At 68.0% G+C, this 16844-nt stretch carries 16 protein-coding genes; 8 read left to right on the top strand and 8 right to left on the bottom strand.

The window, feature by feature from the left end:
- Positions 1–7: 7 nt before the first annotated feature.
- The 4 genes from P2PM1_RS20695 to dctP form a co-directional block, all read right to left on the bottom strand.
- Complete coding sequence (locus P2PM1_RS20695) at positions 8–1285, bottom strand: hydroxymethylglutaryl-CoA reductase, degradative (RefSeq protein ID WP_186400356.1); 1278 nt, start codon at positions 1283–1285, stop codon at positions 8–10.
- Positions 1286–1310: 25 nt separating this feature from the next.
- Positions 1311–2624: a TRAP transporter large permease subunit gene (locus P2PM1_RS20700; RefSeq protein ID WP_186400357.1), complete on the bottom strand. Its 1314-nt coding sequence runs from the start codon at positions 2622–2624 to the stop codon at positions 1311–1313.
- Entirely contained in the window at positions 2621–3133 is a 513-nt protein-coding gene (locus P2PM1_RS20705; protein ID WP_186386671.1) for a TRAP transporter small permease subunit, read from the bottom strand. Before P2PM1_RS20705 ends, P2PM1_RS20700 begins: the two co-directional genes overlap by 4 nt.
- A 98-nt stretch (positions 3134–3231) precedes the next feature.
- On the bottom strand, positions 3232–4263 hold the full coding sequence (gene dctP, locus P2PM1_RS20710; RefSeq protein WP_186400358.1) for a TRAP transporter substrate-binding protein DctP: 1032 nt from the start codon (positions 4261–4263) through the stop codon (positions 3232–3234).
- Between the two features lie 138 nt (positions 4264–4401).
- On the opposite strand from dctP, the gene P2PM1_RS20715 reads away from it, so the two are divergent.
- Positions 4402–5799 (top strand): PLP-dependent aminotransferase family protein, encoded by a 1398-nt coding sequence (locus tag P2PM1_RS20715; protein ID WP_186400359.1) that lies wholly within the window; start codon positions 4402–4404, stop codon positions 5797–5799.
- Positions 5800–5808: 9 nt separating this feature from the next.
- Here the strand turns inward: P2PM1_RS20715 and P2PM1_RS20720 are convergent, their stop codons facing one another.
- On the bottom strand, positions 5809–6774 hold the full coding sequence (locus P2PM1_RS20720; RefSeq protein WP_186400360.1) for an acyltransferase domain-containing protein: 966 nt from the start codon (positions 6772–6774) through the stop codon (positions 5809–5811).
- On the opposite strand from P2PM1_RS20720, the gene P2PM1_RS20725 reads away from it, so the two are divergent.
- A complete protein-coding gene (locus tag P2PM1_RS20725; RefSeq protein ID WP_186400361.1) occupies positions 6773–7597 on the top strand; it encodes a 4'-phosphopantetheinyl transferase superfamily protein in 825 nt (274 codons plus the stop codon). The two genes, P2PM1_RS20720 and P2PM1_RS20725, sit on opposite strands and share 2 nt — an antisense overlap.
- Here the strand turns inward: P2PM1_RS20725 and P2PM1_RS20730 are convergent.
- A complete protein-coding gene (locus tag P2PM1_RS20730; protein WP_186400362.1) occupies positions 7555–8421 on the bottom strand; it encodes a metallophosphoesterase in 867 nt (288 codons plus the stop codon). The two genes, P2PM1_RS20725 and P2PM1_RS20730, sit on opposite strands and share 43 nt — an antisense overlap.
- A 127-nt stretch (positions 8422–8548) precedes the next feature.
- On the opposite strand from P2PM1_RS20730, the gene P2PM1_RS20735 reads away from it, so the two are divergent.
- The 6 genes from P2PM1_RS20735 to P2PM1_RS20760 are packed head-to-tail and all read left to right on the top strand — an operon-like array spanning position 8549 to position 14151.
- Entirely contained in the window at positions 8549–9355 is an 807-nt protein-coding gene (locus P2PM1_RS20735; protein WP_186400363.1) for an FkbM family methyltransferase, read from the top strand.
- 11 nt (positions 9356–9366) lie between these two features.
- Entirely contained in the window at positions 9367–10623 is a 1257-nt protein-coding gene (locus P2PM1_RS20740; RefSeq protein ID WP_186400364.1) for a cytochrome P450, read from the top strand.
- Complete coding sequence (locus tag P2PM1_RS20745; protein WP_186400365.1) at positions 10620–11897, top strand: hydroxymethylglutaryl-CoA synthase family protein; 1278 nt, start codon at positions 10620–10622, stop codon at positions 11895–11897. The genes P2PM1_RS20740 and P2PM1_RS20745 overlap by 4 nt, the downstream gene beginning before the upstream one ends.
- Positions 11898–11931: 34 nt before the next feature.
- Positions 11932–12180: an acyl carrier protein gene (locus P2PM1_RS20750; protein ID WP_208985358.1), complete on the top strand. Its 249-nt coding sequence runs from the start codon at positions 11932–11934 to the stop codon at positions 12178–12180.
- On the top strand, positions 12161–13381 hold the full coding sequence (locus P2PM1_RS20755; RefSeq protein WP_186400366.1) for a beta-ketoacyl synthase N-terminal-like domain-containing protein: 1221 nt from the start codon (positions 12161–12163) through the stop codon (positions 13379–13381). The genes P2PM1_RS20750 and P2PM1_RS20755 overlap by 20 nt, the downstream gene beginning before the upstream one ends.
- Complete coding sequence (locus P2PM1_RS20760; RefSeq protein ID WP_186400367.1) at positions 13378–14151, top strand: enoyl-CoA hydratase/isomerase; 774 nt, start codon at positions 13378–13380, stop codon at positions 14149–14151. The genes P2PM1_RS20755 and P2PM1_RS20760 overlap by 4 nt, the downstream gene beginning before the upstream one ends.
- Here P2PM1_RS20760 and asnB read toward each other — a convergent pair.
- Positions 14115–16124 carry an asparagine synthase (glutamine-hydrolyzing) gene (gene asnB, locus P2PM1_RS20765; protein ID WP_186400368.1) on the bottom strand — a complete coding sequence of 670 codons (2010 nt, stop codon included), beginning with the start codon at positions 16122–16124 and terminating at the stop codon, positions 14115–14117. The genes P2PM1_RS20760 and asnB overlap by 37 nt on opposite strands.
- A 52-nt stretch (positions 16125–16176) precedes the next feature.
- Complete coding sequence (locus tag P2PM1_RS20770; protein WP_186386684.1) at positions 16177–16425, bottom strand: phosphopantetheine-binding protein; 249 nt, start codon at positions 16423–16425, stop codon at positions 16177–16179.
- Between the last annotated feature and the right edge of the window lie 419 nt (positions 16426–16844).

Below are 16844 nucleotides of genomic sequence, written 5' to 3' on the forward strand. Positions count from 1 at the left end.
GCCCGGCCTATTTTCCGGCGCGCAAGGCGGCGAGGATTTCCTCGGCGATATCCTGGCGAACCTTGCCGCGCGCCTTGAGTTCGCGCGCCACCTGGTCGATTTCATCCCCGACCGCGCCGACCAGCAGGGCGACGTTCTGGGCATGCAGCGCCATGTGGCCCTTCTGGATGCCGGTGGTCGCCAGCGCCCGCATCGCCGCGAAGTTCTGGGCAAGGCCGATGGCGACGATGATCCGGGCCAGTTGGTCGGCGCTATCCACGCCGAGCAGCTTGAGGCAGGCCTGCGCGGTCGGGTGAATCTTGGTGGCGCCGCCGATCAGGCCGACGGCCATCGGCATCTCCAGGATGCCGACCAGATTGCCGTCCGCGTCCTCCTCCCAGCGCGACATCGAGCCATAGTGGCCCTTGCGCGCGGCGAAGGCGTGGGCGCCGGCCTCGATGGCGCGGGTATCGTTGCCGGTGGCCAGCACTACCGCACTGACACCATTCATGATTCCCTTGTTGTGGGTGGCGGCGCGATAGGGGTCGGCATCGGCGAAATGATAGGCCGAGATCATGTCGTCGCGGACCTCGTCGCCGCCGATCTCCTCCAGCGGCCACACCGCGCGGGCCCGCACCACGCGGCGGTCGGCGAGATTGGTCAGGATCCGCAGCAGGCTGCGGGCGCCGGTCCATTCCACCAGCCGCGGCGCCAGCGCCTCGGCCATGCTGTTGACCGCGTTGGCGCCCATCGCGTCGCGCGTGTCGACGATGATATGGACGATGGTCATCGGCCCTTCGGCCGTCTCGATCACCCGCACCTCGATGTCGCGGAAACCGCCGCCGAGCTTGACCAGAAGCGGGTCGGTCTCGTCGCAGATCGCGCGAATTTCCTCAATGCGTTCATAGACTTTGAGGCGCACCTGCTCCGGATCGCTGGCGCCGAGCAACTGGATCTGTGCCGCCATCACCGGCCCCGATGAGGAGGTGAAGAAGCCGCCCGTCGGCCGGCAGCGCTTGGCCGCGTTGCAGACCGCGGCGATGACGGAGGACTCCTCCGTCGCCATCGGCACCAGGACCTCGCGGCCGTCGACGATCATGTTGGTGGCGACGCCGATCGGAATGGCGATGCTGGAAATCGCGTTCTCGACCAGCCGGTCGGCCAGCTCGATCCGGCCTTCCGCGGCAGCCGCGAAATTGGCGATCGCCTCGTTGCCAAGGCCGGCCTTGGCGGCCACCGCCTGAAGGCGCTCGGCCGGCGTCATCTTGTGGAGACCTTCGATACGGGAAGATCGCGCGTCGCTCATGGTCAGTCCTGTCCTGGGTAAGGTCTTACTGGATCATGGATTTCGGCAGCCACAGCACCAGTTCGGGGAACATGGCGCAGATCAGGATGCCGAGGGCCTGGAGAAGCATGAAAGGGATGATGGCGCGGTAGACCGTGCCCATGCCGATGCCGGCGGGCAGCACCCCCTTCATGTAGAAAAGCGTGTAGCCGAAGGGCGGCGAGATATAGGCCATCTGCGCCGACACGAGGAACAGGATGCCGAACCACAGCCGGTCGAAGCCAAGGAAGTCGATGACCGGCAGGAACACCGGCACGCACAGCAGGATGATGCCGATCTCGTCCAGGAACATGCCCAGAAAGAACAGGATCGCCAGCATCACAGCCAGCACCAGCCAGCGGTTCGTATCGAGGTCCTGGATGAAGCCGAGCAGGAAGTCGGCCCCGCCCGTGCCGGTGAAGATCGCCACGAAGGCGCGCGCGCCGATGGTGATCCACAGGATCATCGTCGTCACCTTGACCACGTCGAGCGCGACGCCGGTGATCAGCTCGCCGTTGAAGCGGCGCTCGAGCAGCGCCGAGACGAAGGCGAGCGCGACGCCGACGGCCGCCGCCTCGGTCGGGGTGGCGATGCCCATGTAGATCGTGCCGAGCACGCCGACGATGATCAGCATCGGCAGGATCAGCGACTTCAGCGCCCCGAGCCGCATGGCCCAGGTGATCTCGTCGTCGTCCGTCGGGCGCGGGGCGATCGACGGGTTCAGCGCCGAACGCAGCACGATATAGCCGATATAGAGCGAGGCGAGCAGCAGTCCCGGCACCACGCCGGCAATGAACATCTGGCCGATGGAGGCCTGCGCCGTCACCGCGTAGACGATGGTGATCACCGATGGCGGAATGAGAATGCCGAGCGTGCCCCCGGCGCAGATCGTGCCGATGGCCAGTTCCGGCTGGTAGCCGCGCCTCAGCATCGATGGCAGCGCCAGCATGCCCATGGCCGCGACGGCGGCGCCGACGATGCCGGTCATGGCGGCGATGATCGTGCAGATCGCCACGGTGCCGACGGCAAGGCCGCCCGGCAGGCGCCGCGACCAGATCTCCATCGCGTTGTAAAGGCTTTCGATCACGCCGGAGCGCTGCAGCACGCTGGCCATCATCACATAGAGCGGGATCGCCAGCAGCGATTCCGAGCGCATCGTGTCGTAGAGGTTCAGCACGGTGACGGTCAGCGCCGCCGGCCCCCACAGGACGACGGTGAAGAACAGCGCCAGCGAGCCGAGAACGAAGGCGAGGGGCAGGCCGGTGAGCAGCAGGCCGACAAGACCGCTGAACATCACCAGGAGAACGAGTTCGGAACTCACGGGCGGGCCTCCTTGGCGGCGGCCGCTGGCGGCGTGCGCAGTGCCATGCCAGCTTCGACGAGCGCCTGGGCGAAAAGCATCAGGAAGGCGAAGGGAACGATGAATTTGACCCACCAGATCGGCGGGTTCCAGGCGGAGAAACTGGTCTCGCCGAACTGGAAGGCATTGACCGCGAGCGGCCAGCTCACCCAGCCGAACACGGCAGCGAAGATGGCGATCACCAGAAAGCTGAATATTTCCAGCGCCTTGCGCGTGCGGCCCGAGCTGCGTTCGCTAAAGATGTCGACAGCGACATGCCCGCGCAGATGCAGCAGATAGGGGCCGGCCAGCATGAAATGCGGACCGAACAGGAGCGTGCTCGCCTCCATCGCCCAGACGGTTGGCGCCTGGAAGGCATAGCGGGCGACGACCTCGTAGAGCAGCATCGGCACCACGGCGAAGATCGCAAGGGCGGCAATGCCGAAGAGGATCCGGTTGAGGCCGGTGACGAAATTGAAAACTGGGGTCATGAAGAAAGCCTGCTGTCGGTGACCGTCTGCTGTGGGTCAGGCAGGACGCAGCAAAACGGCGGGCGACGCAAGCGCGCCGCCCGCCGGGGAGGAAGGGCTCAGAGAAGCCCGAGCGACTGCATGAAGGCGGTCTGGCTCTCGACGATCCGGGTGGCGAGCGCGTCGCCCTTGGTTGCCGTGGTCCAGGAGGCGACCGCCTTGACGCGCGCCTCGGCGATGTCGGCCGGATCGAGATGGATCACCTCGACGCCCTGCGCGCGATACTTGTCGAGCACGAGCGTGTCCTGCACCAGGATGCGCTGGCGCAGCGAGCCGGAAATCTCGCGCGCGGCAACCGCCAGCGCCGCCTTGAAGGAGGCCGGCAGGGCCTCAAAGGCGGCCGTGTTGGCGACATAGCTGGTGGCGGTGGTCGGCTGATGCACGCCCGGCAGGATGATGAACTTCGCCACCTCGCCGAGACCGGCCTCGAAATTGGCGGTCAGGTCGCCGCGGTCGGCGAAGTCGATCAGGCCCTTTTCCAGGCCGGAATAGACGTCGGCGGTCGCCATCGGCGAGACGGCGACGCCGAGATCGCCCATCACCGCGGAAGCGAGGCCGACGAAGCGGCCCTTCTTGCCGGCCATCTCGGCAATGCTCTCGATCTTGACGGTCGAGTGCATCGGCTCCTCGCCGTAGACGGTCGGGGCGATGTAGGAGAGGCCGGCCTTGCCATAGGCCTCGCGCGCCATCTCGAGGCCGCCGAGCTCGTAGAACCAGGCCTCGTACTGGTCGGCTTCCGGGAAACCGAAGGGAATCGTCGAGGTGAAGGCGAAGGCCGGGATCTTGCCTGCCTCATAGCCGTCGAAGGTCTTCATCATCTGGAAGGCGCCGCTGCGCACGGCATCGAAGGCCTGCGCCGCCGGCACGAGCTGTCCGGCGGAGAACAGCTTGATGTCGAACTTGCCGTCGGTCAGTTCCGCGACACGGGCGACGAAGGCCTTCTCGAACTCGAACGGCGTCGTGCCACCGTCCCACAGCGCCTGCATGCGCCACTCGACGGCCTCCTGCGCGCGGGCGACCGCAGGCATGGCAAGCACACCGCCGCCGATGGCGGAAGCGGCGAGAAAACGGCGTCTGGAAACATCCTTCATGTGCATCCTCCCGGATAGTCGGTTTGTTATGTCCGCGAACTGTCCTAAGAATGACTGGGACAATCAAGGGACAGTTCCTGTCAAATTTGCGATGACTGTCCCAGTTCCATCATTGGGACAGTGAGCGGGAAACGAGGCATGCCAAGGCGTTCCAGGGCGGATACGATCGTCAGCCATGTCAGCGGGTTGCTGTCCGCCGGCGCCTACAAGGCGGGCGAGCGGCTGCCCTCCGTGCGCCAGGCGGCGCGCGAACACGGCGTTTCCAAGAACACCATGGCCGAGGCCTATGACCGGCTGGTGGCGCGCGGGTTGCTGGAAGCGCGCGCGGGCTCGGGATACTACGTCGCCCAGTTCCAGCCGCCCCGTTCCGTGCCGCCGGCGCCGCATGTGGCGGCCGCCGTCGACGTGGTTTCCCTGCTGCGCGAACAGCTCGACCAGCATTACGAGGTGCGCCCCGGCGACGGCCGTCCGCCGCCCTTCTGGATGGAGGGCTCCGAGCTCAAGCGTTATTTCTCGGTGTTCAAGACGGCAGGCCCGTCCTCCGTCGATTTCGGCTATGGCAGTTCCTGGGGCTATGCGCCGCTGCGCCAGCGGCTGCGGGTGCTGCTGATGGAGCGGGCGATCGCGGTGCAGCCGGACGGGCTGCTGCTGACCCACGGGGTCAATCACGGCTTCGACCTGATCATCCGGCACCTGATCGAGCCCGGCGACACGGTGTTTGTCGACGATCCCGGCTACTATCCGCTGTTCGGCAAGCTGACGCTGGCCAAGGCGAGAATGGTCGGCATCCGCCGCGCCCAGGATGGGCCGGATCTGGAAGACCTTGCCGCCAAACTCGCCATCCACCGGCCGAAGATCTTCTTCACCCAGTCGCTCGCCCACAATCCGACCGGCGGCTCGCTGTCGCCGGCGGTGGCCTTCGGGCTGATGCGGCTCGCCGAGCGTTGGGGTTTCCTGCTGGTGGAGAACGACGTGCTCGGCGACATCCTGCCGGCGACGCTGCCGCGCCTTGCCGCGCTCGACCAGCTCAACCGGGTGCTGTATGTCGGCACCTTCTCCAAGACCCTGTCGGCGAGCCTGCGCTGCGGCTTCGTCGCCGGGCACCCGTCGATCATCGCCTCGCTCGGCAATCTCAAGATGCTGACGAGCGTGGCGACGGCCGACTATGTCGAGCGATTCGTCTTCAAGCTGATCCAGGACGGCCACTACCTGCGCCATCTGCGGCGACTGCGGACGCGCGTCGAGGAGGCGCACAAGGCCTCGCTGGCGCAACTGGAGGCGCTGGGGCTGACGGTGCGCGCCAGCGTGACGCCGGGCTTCTACCTGTGGACGGAGTTTCCCGAAGGCATCGACGAGATGGAGCTGTGCCGCAAGGCGGCGGAACGCAGCATCTTCCTGGCGCCGGGCAGCGTGTTCACGCCGGATCGTACGGCGGCTGAGCGGGCAGGGCGCGGCCGCGCGGCGATCCGCGTCAACGTCGCCTATGGCACCAATCCGCGCTTCATCGACTTCCTGCGCGACATCATGGAGGGCTGACCTCAGGGGTCAGGCCGTCTCCAGCAGCTTGGCGAGGCGCCGCAGGTTGCCGCCGAAGGGCGACAGCACTGCGCTGATGCGCGATCGCGAGGCCTCGCCGAGATCCTGCCGAATGATCGCCGCGAGGCTGCCTGTGGCGCTGAGATCGATGTAATGGGCGCCGCCCTGCGCCTCGATCGCCGCCACTGTTGCGCCAAGGCGCATCGGCTCGCGGACGATCCGCCAGGCGAGATCCGCAACGCCGGGCTGCACCGGCGCACTGAGGCAGGCCGACCAGACCGGCCAGAACGGGCTTTCCAGCCGCTCGCTCGCCGCATCGGCGACAACGCCCGTGCGCGCCGGCTCGATCCAGCGCGAGTGAAAGGCGAAGGGCACCGGCAGCCGCTGGAACGGCGCGTCGAGCCGGGTGAGGATCGCCTCGACCTCCGCGGCATTCTCGCCCGGCATCGCCAGGACATGGTGGCGTTCGGCGTTGATGCCGGCAAGCTCGCTCAAGGTGCCGAGCCGTGGCTCGCTCTCGCGCAGGGACGGCGGGCCGAGCACGGCGATCAGCGCGCCGGGCGCGCAGCTTTCCAGGAACAGGCGCGGCTGGCGCGCGACGGCGGCAAGGGCCGTTTCGAACGGCACCATCCCGGCAACGCTCATCGCGGCGAACTCGCCGAGGCTGACGCCGAGCAGCATGTCGGGGCGGATCCCCTTGTGCTGTAGCAGCTTGGCCATGGCGAACTGGGTCATGAAGATCGCCGGATGGGTGTGCTCCAGCCGGTCGAAGGGCTCGCTGGCGCGCCGTCCGCTTGCATGGATCTCGGCGAGCGGCGAGACGCCGTGCCTGTCGCGCACGATGGCATCGCCAATGTCCATCCATTGCCTGAACACCGGTTCTTCGGCAAGAAGGTCGGCGGCCATGTGGTAATACTGCGAGCCCTGGCCGGCGAAGCAGAAGACGAGCGGCAGGGACTTGGGAGCAGGCGGCATGCAGGAATCCTGGCAGGGCAGCGCGAAGCAGGAGCAGCCTATCTCGCACGGCTCGCCCTTTCGCGACAAGCTCGAGGCGGGCGTCGATCACGTCACCGTCTGGTGGCTGGACCTGAAGAGCATCCGCGAGGACGACTGGGGCCTGCTGGAAAGCCTGCTGGAAGACAGCGAGTTGGAGCGCTCCACCCGCTTCCACTTCGACCGCGACCGGGACGTCTATATCGCCGCCCATGCGCTGACGCGCGGCCTCCTGACCTGGTGGACCGGCCTGCCGGCCCGCGACTGGCGCTTCACCGCCGGCGATCACGGCAAGCCGGAGGTGACGCCGCCCGCCGGCCTGCCGCGCCTGCGAGTGAACCTCTCCCACACGCGTGACCTGGCGGCCGTGGCGCTCACGGTCGACAACGATGTCGGCGTCGATGTCGAATGGCTGGAGCGGGTCAACGACGTCGACCAGCTTGCCAAACGCGTCTTTGCCGCCGACGAGCGCGCCTTGCTGGCCGCAACGCCGAGCGACCGCAAGACCGAGATCTTCCTCACTTTCTGGACGCTGAAGGAGGCCTATGTGAAGGCCATCGGCAAGGGTCTGTCGCAGCCGCTCGATGCTTTCGCCTTCACCCTGGAGCCGCCGCTGATCCGCTTCGACAACATCGCGGCGGACGATGCGGCGCTCTGGCGCTTCCGCCACCTGAAGCCGACCGACCGCCACAAGCTGGCGGTCGGCGTGCGCCATCCGCATCCCGAGCGCCTGTCGATGGAGATCGGCGAAGCGCCGCTCGACTACTTGCGGAACCTCGGCGCGGCGAGCTCGTCCTCCGGCTGATCGGGGCCGGGCAGCACCTCGCGGATATAGGCGGCCATGCCGCGCGCCTGGTCCCACTGGCGCGGATAGCCGAGCGAGACCTCCTCGAAGCGCGTGCCGTCGCGCCAGTCGGTGCGCCGCACATGCAGATGGCCGGAGACCACGGCGCGGGCGTTGAACCGCCGGTGCCAGTCGAAGGTTGCGCGCGTGCCGCACCAGGGGGTGAAGCGCGGCGCCCGCGGAATGTGGATCAGGTCCTCGCGCAGCGGAAAGTGGTTGATCAGCACCGTCGCCATGTCGGCGGGCAGGGCGGCCAGCCGCGCCTCCGTGTGCCGCAGGCGCTCGGCGCACCAGGCCTCGCGCGAAGCGAAGGGCGAGGGATTGAGGAACATCTCGTCGGCGCAGACCGAGCCCGTCTCCCGCGCCCAGCCGACGACGCCGTCGCGGCTGACATGGGCCGGGCGGAAACTGTAGTCGTAGAGCAGGAACAGCGGCGCGATGGTGCAGGGGCCGCCGTCGCCGGTCCAGATCTGGTAGGGGTCCTCTGGCGTGACGACGCCGTGCGCGCGGGCGGTGGCGACAAGGCGGCGGTAGCGCTCCTCTCCCACCAGAGTCGGCAGGCCGGCCTCCTCGGGGATCGCCCACAGGTCGTGGTTCCCCGGCACCCAGAACACCCGCGCGAAGCGCTTCGTCAGTTCGGTGAAGGCAAGCCGCATGTGGTCGAACCGCTCGCCGACATCGCCGGCGAGAATCAGCCAGTCGTCGCGATAGTCCGGCAGCGCCAGCAGCGCGTCGCGGTTGGCCGGGCTGGCGAGATGCAGGTCGCTGATGGCGCGCAGTTTCATGAGGAGCCTTGGCGGGAACCATGTCCGGGATCGTTCCTTGACCCCTGTTTTCACATGGGGAACACTCGCTGCCGACGTCAACCCTCAAGGGGCGTCGCGATTCTTCCCGACCCGGATGGACGGCCCCGTGACCTTGAAGAAAGCCCTGCTGCCCGACGGCCGGGAAATCGCCTGCATCAACCCTTACGAGGTTGATTTCGCGGTGCACGAGATCTTTTCGCAGGACCTTGCAGCCCATGGCCTGACATTGCAGCCGGACGGGGCGGTCTTCGATGTCGGCGCGAATATCGGCCTGTTCTCGCTGCATCTGCGCCAGCAGGCGCCGTCCGCACGCATCTTCGCCTTCGAGCCGGTGCCACAGGTCTTCGCCGCGCTGGAGCGCAATATGGCGCTGATTCAGCCGCAGGCCGTTGCCGTGCCGCTGGGACTTGGCGCCGAGGCCGGCGAGGTGGAGTTCGACTACTTCCCCGGCGTCGCGGCGCTGTCGACGGCGCATCACGAGGTCGGCGCGCGGATGGCCGGCGGCATCCGCGATCTTCTCAGGGGAAGCGCCGGCGAGGCGGTGCGCGCGGTGATCGAGCGGACCGGCGCGGGCGAACTGGCGCAGGAGGACGGCTTTCTCGACGACCTGCTCCGGGTGGAGCGGGTGCGGGCCCGCATCGACACGCTGTCGTCGCAGATGGCCGCCTACGATGTCGAGACGATCGACCTTCTGAAGATCGACACGGAAGGGGCCGAGGAGGAGGTGCTTGCCGGCATCACCGAGGCCGACTGGCCGCGCATCCGCCAATTGATGGTCGAGGTGCATCTGGGCCGGCCGAAGCTGGAGGAGATCGCCTCCGGGCTGACGGCGCGCGGTTACCGGGTGACGACCGACACGCATCCGCTCGCCGAGGGCGGGGCGGCGGTTTTTCATCTCTACGCGGCACGATAGGGGACGGGCACATGAGCGAGCGCGGCGCGGAAACGCAGGGCGAGCGGATCGACTGGTGGGGCATCCTCACCGACCGGGCCTTCCTGGAGAACCCTTACAGCGAGTTGAAGCGGCTGCAGGCGCTCGGCCCCGTCCATCTCGACGAGGCCTCCGGCGTCTATTTCGTGCTCGGGCACCGGGCCTTCCTGAAGGTCGCGAAGTCCTCGGAACTCGGCCGCGACACCCGCTACTGGAAGAACGGCTGGACCGCGCCGGACTACCGGGTGCACGACCCGGTCGGCTACCGGCTGTTCAGCGAGTTCCAGCCGCAGATGATCAATTGCGACGGCGCCGAGCACGCCCGCATGCGCAAGGTCTACGAACCCGCCTTCCGCTCGCAGGCCGTGCGCGACGTCGGGGAGCTTGTGGAGGCCGAGGCGGCGCAGCTTCTGGAGGCAATGCCGCGCGAGGGGACCGTCGACATCATCGAGTCCTTCGCAGGTCCCCTGCCGCTGCGGGTCCTGTGCAAGCTCTTCGACATTCCGCAGAGCCTCGACGAGACGGTCGCGCGCTGGAGCGCCTCGCTGATCCGCATCGGCGACATCCTGATGACGCCGGACCAGAAGAGCGAAGCGCTGGAGGCGCTGACCGAGTTCAAGGCCTTCCTGCGCGAGCACATCGCCGCCCGCCGCGCCCGGCCGGGCGACAGTCTGATGGACCTTGCGATTCGCGCCCAGGACGACGGCACGCTCGACGAGGAGGAGACGCTGACCAATCTCGTCTCCATGCTGGTCGCGGGCCACGAGACCACGGTGACGCTGATCGGCAACGGCCTGCTGCTGCTGCTCCGCCATCCCGGCGAGATGGCGCGGCTGCGTGCCGACCGCAGCCTGCTGCGCACCGCCATCGAGGAGTTCCTGCGCATGGAGCCGGGCGGCAACATGATCCTGCGGGTGGCCCGCGAGGACGTCGAGGTCGAAGGCACGCTGATCCCGGCCGGCGCCCCGGTGCTCGGCCTCATCGGTGCGATCAACCGCGATCCGGCCCGCTTCGAGCGCGCCGACGAGGTCGATATCGGCCGCCCCGCCAATGCCCAGCTCACCTTCGGATCCGGCCCGCATGTGTGCATCGGCGCTCCGCTGGCGCGGCTGGAGGCGCAGATCGCCTTTTCCGCCCTGCTTGACCGCTACGGCTCCATCGAACTGGCGGGCGAGCCCGAATGGCGGCTCGACCGGCTCAACGCCCGCGGGCTGGGCCGGCTGCCGGTCCGCGTTGGAGGTGCCGCATGACCCGTGCCGTCGGCATCGAGGCCCGCGCCGCCGGCATCGAGGCGATGAACGTCTATGGCGGCATGGCCTGTCTCGACGTCAAAGAATTGTGCCTGCATCGCGGCCTCGACATGCCCCGCTTCGAGAACCTGCTGATGCAGGAAAAGACGGTGGCGCTTCCTTACGAGGACCCGGTCACCTTCGCGGTCAATGCGGCCCGGCCGCTGATCGATGCGCTGGCGCCGGAGGAGCGCGCCCGCATCGAGATGGTGGTGACCTGCACCGAGTCCGGCATCGACTTCGGCAAGTCGCTCAGCACCTATGTGCATGCGCATCTGGACCTGCCGTCCAACTGCCGGCTCTTCGAGATCAAGCAGGCCTGCTATTCCGGGACCGCCGGCTTGCAGATGGCGGTGAATTTCGTGCTGGCGCAGACCTCGCCCGGCGCCAAGGCCCTGGTGGTGGCGACCGACATTTCCCGCTTCGCGCTCGCCGATGCTGGCGCTATCGAGGAATGGGCCTATTCGGAGCCAAGTTCCGGTGCCGGCGCGGTGGCGATGCTGGTCTCCGACACGCCGCATGTCCTGCGCATCGATCCGGGCGCCTATGGCAACCATGGCTTCGAGGTGATGGACACCTGCCGTCCGGGTCCCGATACCGAGGCGGGCGACGCGGACCTGTCGCTGATGGCCTATCTCGATTGCTGCGAGGGCGCGTTCCGCGACTACAGTCGCCGGGTGGAAAACGCGGACTTTCGCGACAGCTTCGGCCAACTGTGTTTCCACACGCCGTTCGGCGGCATGGTCAAGGGCGCCCACCGGCACCTGATGCGCCGGCTCTACAAGGCGCCGCCCAAGGAGATCGAGGCCGACTTTCAGGCGCGCCTGGCGCCGAGCCTCGCCTTCGGCAAGCGGGTCGGCAACACCGCCGGCGGCTCGGTCTTCGTGGCGCTGGCCGGCATGCTGGAGACGGCCACGATTGATGCGCCGATGCGGGTCGGCCTGTTCTCCTACGGCTCGGGCTGCTGCTCGGAATTCTACAGCGGCGTGGTGACGCCGGAGAGCCAGGCGCTGCTGCGCGCGATGCGGATTCCGGCCGCGCTGGACCGCCGCCATCGCCTCACCATCGCGGACTACGAGACCCTGCTGCGCGGCGAGAGCGTCGTGCGCTTCGGCACGAAGGACGCGGAACTGAACCACCAGATCGTGCCGGATGCCTGGCCGGTTGATGCGGCCGGCGACCGGCTTGTGCTGGATGCGGTCGTCGGCTACCACCGCAAGTATATCTGGATCTGAGCCGGGCTGCCGCGACGGAGCCGGAAAAGGGGGCGTGTTGGACAGCGACCGGATTGCCGAGATCATCATTGCCGAGATCCGCAGCACCGTGCCGGAGCTGGAGGCGCAGCCGATCACCCGCGCCGATTCCATGGCCGATCTCGGGGTCGATTCCATCGAGCGCAGCGAGGTCATCCTGGCAACGCTGGAGGTCCTCGGCCTGAAAGTGCCGATGGTCCAGTTGCACGGCCCCCGCAACATCGGCGAACTGGCCGATCTGCTGCATGCCAAGTCCAAGGCCTGACGTCCATCCGCCCGTCGTCACCGGCATCGGGGTCGGCAGCGGCCTCGGCCATGGCAAGGACGCGTTCCGGCAGGGATTGTTCGAGGGGCGGAGCGTCTTCGCGCCGCTTGCCCGTCCCGGCCGGCAACGCGGCGACGGCAGCCCGCCGTTCTTCGGCGTCGAAATGCCCGATCCGCCCTCGATCCTGCCGCCCCGGGTCGAGCGCACCGCCGGCCTCAGCGGCCGCGCGGCGGTCGCCGTCCTCGACGAGGCCTGGCGCGAGGCAGGGCTGGATCGCCTCGTCCCCGAGCGCATCGGCCTGATCGTCGGCGGAACCAACCTGATGGCGCGCGAGCAGTTTCTCAGCCTGCGCGACTATGCCGAGCGGCTCGATTTCCTGCCGCCGCGCCATGGCCACGTCTTCCTCGACACCGATATTTGCGGCCTGTGCGCCTCGCAATTTCCCATCCGCGGCTTTGCCCACACGGTTGGCGCGGCCTCGGCGAGCGGCGCGGCTGCGATCGTCGCGGCAGCCGAGGCCGTGTCGAGCGGCAGGGTCGACGCCTGTATCGCCCTCGGCGCCTTGCAGGACGTGTCCTTGATGGACCTGCAGGGCTTCCGGGCGCTCGGCGCGCTGGGCGCGGGGCCGGTCTGCCGGCCGATGGACAGGGGCCATGACGGTTTCCTCTATGGCGAGGCCTGCGCCGCGCTGGTCGTCACCCGGCCGGAGCTTGCCGGGGGCACGATCTATGGCCGCGTGCTGGGAACGGGCTTTTGCGCCGATGGCAGCCGAGGGCCGGAGCCGAACTCCGAAGGGCAGGTTCGCGCCGCGCAAGACGCGCTGGCCGCCGCCGGACTGGCGGCCGCCGACATCGACTATGTCAACGGCCATGCCACGGGAACGCCCTCCGGCGACGACGCCGAGCTTGAGACCCTGCGCCGGCTCGGCCTCGCCCATGCGCGGGTCAACGCCACCAAGTCGATCATCGGGCACGGGCTGAGCGCGGCCGGCGCTATCGAGGCCGCCGCCGTGCTGATCCAGATGCACGAGGGGTGGCTGCACCCGGTGCTGCATCTCGAGACGCCGCTGGACGAGGGTTTCGGCTGGGTGCAGGGCGCGGTGCAGGAGCACCGGATCCGCCATACGCTGAAACTCTCCTTCGGCTTTGGCGGCAGCAATGTCGCGCTGGTCTTCGGGGCGCCGGAGGGAGAGGCGGCATGACGGAGTTCTCGACGATCTCCTGCGACATCGCTCAAGGCATTTGCCGCATCCGCTTCGCAAGGCCGGAGGCCGGCAACAGCATCACGCCGCAGATGGTGCAAGAGCTGCACGCGGCCTTCGATCTCTGCGAGGCGGGCGAGGGGGCGGATGGCCGGCCCGTCACGGTCGCGGTGCTGGAGGGCAGCGACGACGTCTTCTGCATGGGCGGCGATTTCGACGCGGTCGCCGAGGATGCCGAGCCGATGGACCCGGCGCCGCTCTACGATCTGTGGCTGCGCATGGCGCGCGGGCCGTTTGTGACCGTGAGCGTGGTGCGCGGCAGGGCCAATGCCGGGGGCGTCGGACTGGCGGCGGCCGCCGATATCGTGATCGCGGACGAGACCGCGAGCTTTGCCCTGTCGGAGCTGCTGTTCGGCCTCTATCCGGCCTGCGTGCTGCCGTTCCTGGCGCGCCGCGTGGGGGCGCAGCGCGCCCGCTACATGACGCTGATGACGCGGCCGGTGGGCGCGCGCGATGCCCTGTCCTTCGGGTTGGTCGATGCGCTGGGCGAGCGGGCCGACGAGGTTCTGCGCCAGCACCTGATGCGGTTGCGGCTGCCGGGGCGGGCGGGCATCGCCCGCTTCAAGGCACAGGCCGGCGCGGGGCTCGACGACCTTGAGGGCCAGCGCGAGGCGGCGCTCGCCGCCAATCGCGAGATGTTCGCTGATCCGCGGATCCGGGCCGATATCCGCCGCTACGTGAGGGACGCCAAGTTCCCCTGGGAGGCGTGAGGCGCGGCCTCCTCGCGCAGGTCCACCGCGCGTTGCAGCGGCGGCAGGGCGTTTGATATCCCTGCCTGTCCGAGGTCCTGCCTGCGCACGAAGAACCGGTCGAGCAGGGCGATGGACAGCAGAAACAGGAAGGTCTGGTTTTCCTTGGTGCTGACCTCTTCGGCCGGCTTGGTCAGCACTTTCGTGGCAAGGCGCTGGGCGAATTTGGCGTTGAGGAAGGGCAGGTTCGCCAGTTCGCTCTCCGACAGGACGAGATCGAGATAGTCCGGCCGGCGCGCGGCGAAGGCGGCCGCGTCCGGTGCCCGGTAGGGGAACTTGCGCTTGTCGGCGACGGCGCCAGGCAGCCGGTCGCGGAAGGCCTCGCGCAACAGCCGCTTCTCGGTGAACCCGTCGTCGAAGCGCAGGTTGACGGAGGCGGCGAGCCCGATCACGGACGGATCGAGGAACGGGCAGCGGTTCTCCACCCCGTGGGCAAGGCTCATGCGGTCGCCCTGGGTCGACAGCAGGTAGCCGGGCAGCAGGGTCTTGTATTCCAGCCACTGCGCCTTTTCGACGGCGCTCATCGAGCCGAACTCGGGGCTGCCGGCAACGAGCGCCGAAATCTCGGCAAAGGGATCGCTGGGCGCGTTCAGCAGGCGGGCCGAGAACTGACCGTTCTGGAAGCGCAGCTCATGCGAGAAGAGGCCCGGCATCTTCTCAGCCGAGAACTGGTGGTAGAGCCCGGTGACGGCGGCAATGTCCTTCGGCCCGTAATGGGCGAGATGCGGGTAGAGCTGCTCCAGCCGGCTGCGCCGCACGTCCTCTGGAAGCTCGTTCCACGCGGCGCGCAGCAGGGTTTCCTTGAACAGGTCGTAGCCGAGAAAGGCCTCGTCGGCGCCTTCGCCGCTGAGAATGACCTTGATGCCCGCCTCGCGGGTGCGCTGCGACAGCAGGAACATCGGGATGAAGGCGCTGCGGAAGGCCGGCACCTCCGCGTGATAGACCGCCTCGGGACAGGCCTCGGCGATATCGGCATGGCTGATGCGGCGGGCGTGATGGCGGGTGCCCAGGTGCTCCGCGACGAGGCGCTGCTCGGCGGATTCGTCGAACTCCGTATCCTCGAACTCGACCGAAAAGGTGGACAGCGGATGCGGGGTCAGCTCACGGGCGAGCGCGGCGACGATGGCCGAGTCCACCCCGCCGCTGAGATAGACGCCGACCTCCACATCGCTGCGCAGGCGCAAGGACACGGCATCGGTCATCCGCTCGCGGATCCGCTCGATGGCATCCCCTTCGCTGGCGACGGCCTCGGTCGGCGCAAAGGACAGCGTGTCATAGGCGAAGCGCTCGATCCGCCCCTCGCGCACTCTTGCCCATTCTCCCATCGGCAGGCTCTCGATGCCCCGGAAGCCGGACTGGTGCGGCAGCGGTGTCCACTGGCCGAGGATCGCGGCGAGTTGCTGCGGGTCCTGCTCGAACCGGAATCCCGGAACGGCGAGAAAGGCCTTCATCTCGGAGGCGAAGAGGATGGTCTCGCCATGCCGGGCGAGAAAGAGCGGGCGCTTGCCGTATTTGTCGCGGGCCAGGAACAGCTCCTGCCGCTCGCGGTCGTAGAGCGCGAAGGCGAAGCCGCCGTTGAAGCGCGTCAGACAGTCCGGTCCCCAGGCGATCCAGGCGCGCAGCACGACTTCCGTGTCGCAGCCGGTGCGGAAGACATGGCCGAGACTGACAAGCGTCTCGCGCAGCTCCCGGTAGTTGTAGACTTCGCCATTGTAGCAGAGCCAGTAGCGCCCGCTTTCGTCGCTGACCGGTTGCAGCCCGGCCGCCGGATCGAGAATGGCGAGGCGCACGGTGCCCATGGCGAAACCGTCGTCCACCACATAGCCGGCGCCGTCCGGTCCGCGATGGGCGATTGCCGCGAGCATGGCGCGGATCCGGGCGCCCTGATCCCCTGAGAGGGGGGCGGCACTGAGGAAACCGGCGATGCCGCACATGAAGTCGCTTGCCCCCTGGATCGGTTCCGGCCGGCTCTCCGGCCGCTTGCGTTCAGCCCGCCGCGCGGGCCGCGACCTTGCGGGCCACGGTTTCGCGGATCTGGACGAGGCTGACCAGCACGTCGCCGGTCATTTCCTGCTCGGTGAAGCGGATGTCGAACTCCTGCTCCAGAAAGCGGATCAACTGCACGTAGCCGAAGGAGTCCATCACGCCCTCCTTGAACAGGTCGGAGTCCTCGGGAAACGAGTCGTCGAACTCGATCAGAAACTGATTCTCGATGAAATCCCGAATTTTATCCATACGCTCCGATCGCTTGCAGCAGGGGCCGGAAACCCGGTGGAGTCTGAGGGGAGGCTGGTCGGCGGGACGCCGCCACGCGACATCCCGTTTCGCTCCCCGATGCGCCGCACGAGGCGGAACGACCCTACGGTATCGAATAAGTGTGCGCCGCAACAGCCCTTCCGCTACATGTTGATGAGCGAACCGTGAAAGGGATGGGGATGCATGCAAGGGGGACAATCCCGGACGCCACGACAAGGCGCGCACTTGCAACCGGAAGGCTCGCTGAATAGCATTTCGGGAGGTGGCCGTTGCCACCCGACGATAGCGAAAGACCAGCGAAATCAGACCGGTGAACAGGTTGCCGCCGGAGCGCCGGGGGCGCCGGGGCGCGGATCGCACGGCATTGGCACAGGGGCATTCACCGTGGTTCGGTCAGT

The organism is Stappia sp. P2PMeth1 (genome assembly GCF_900185735.1).
Classification (GTDB): domain Bacteria; phylum Pseudomonadota; class Alphaproteobacteria; order Rhizobiales; family Stappiaceae; genus Stappia.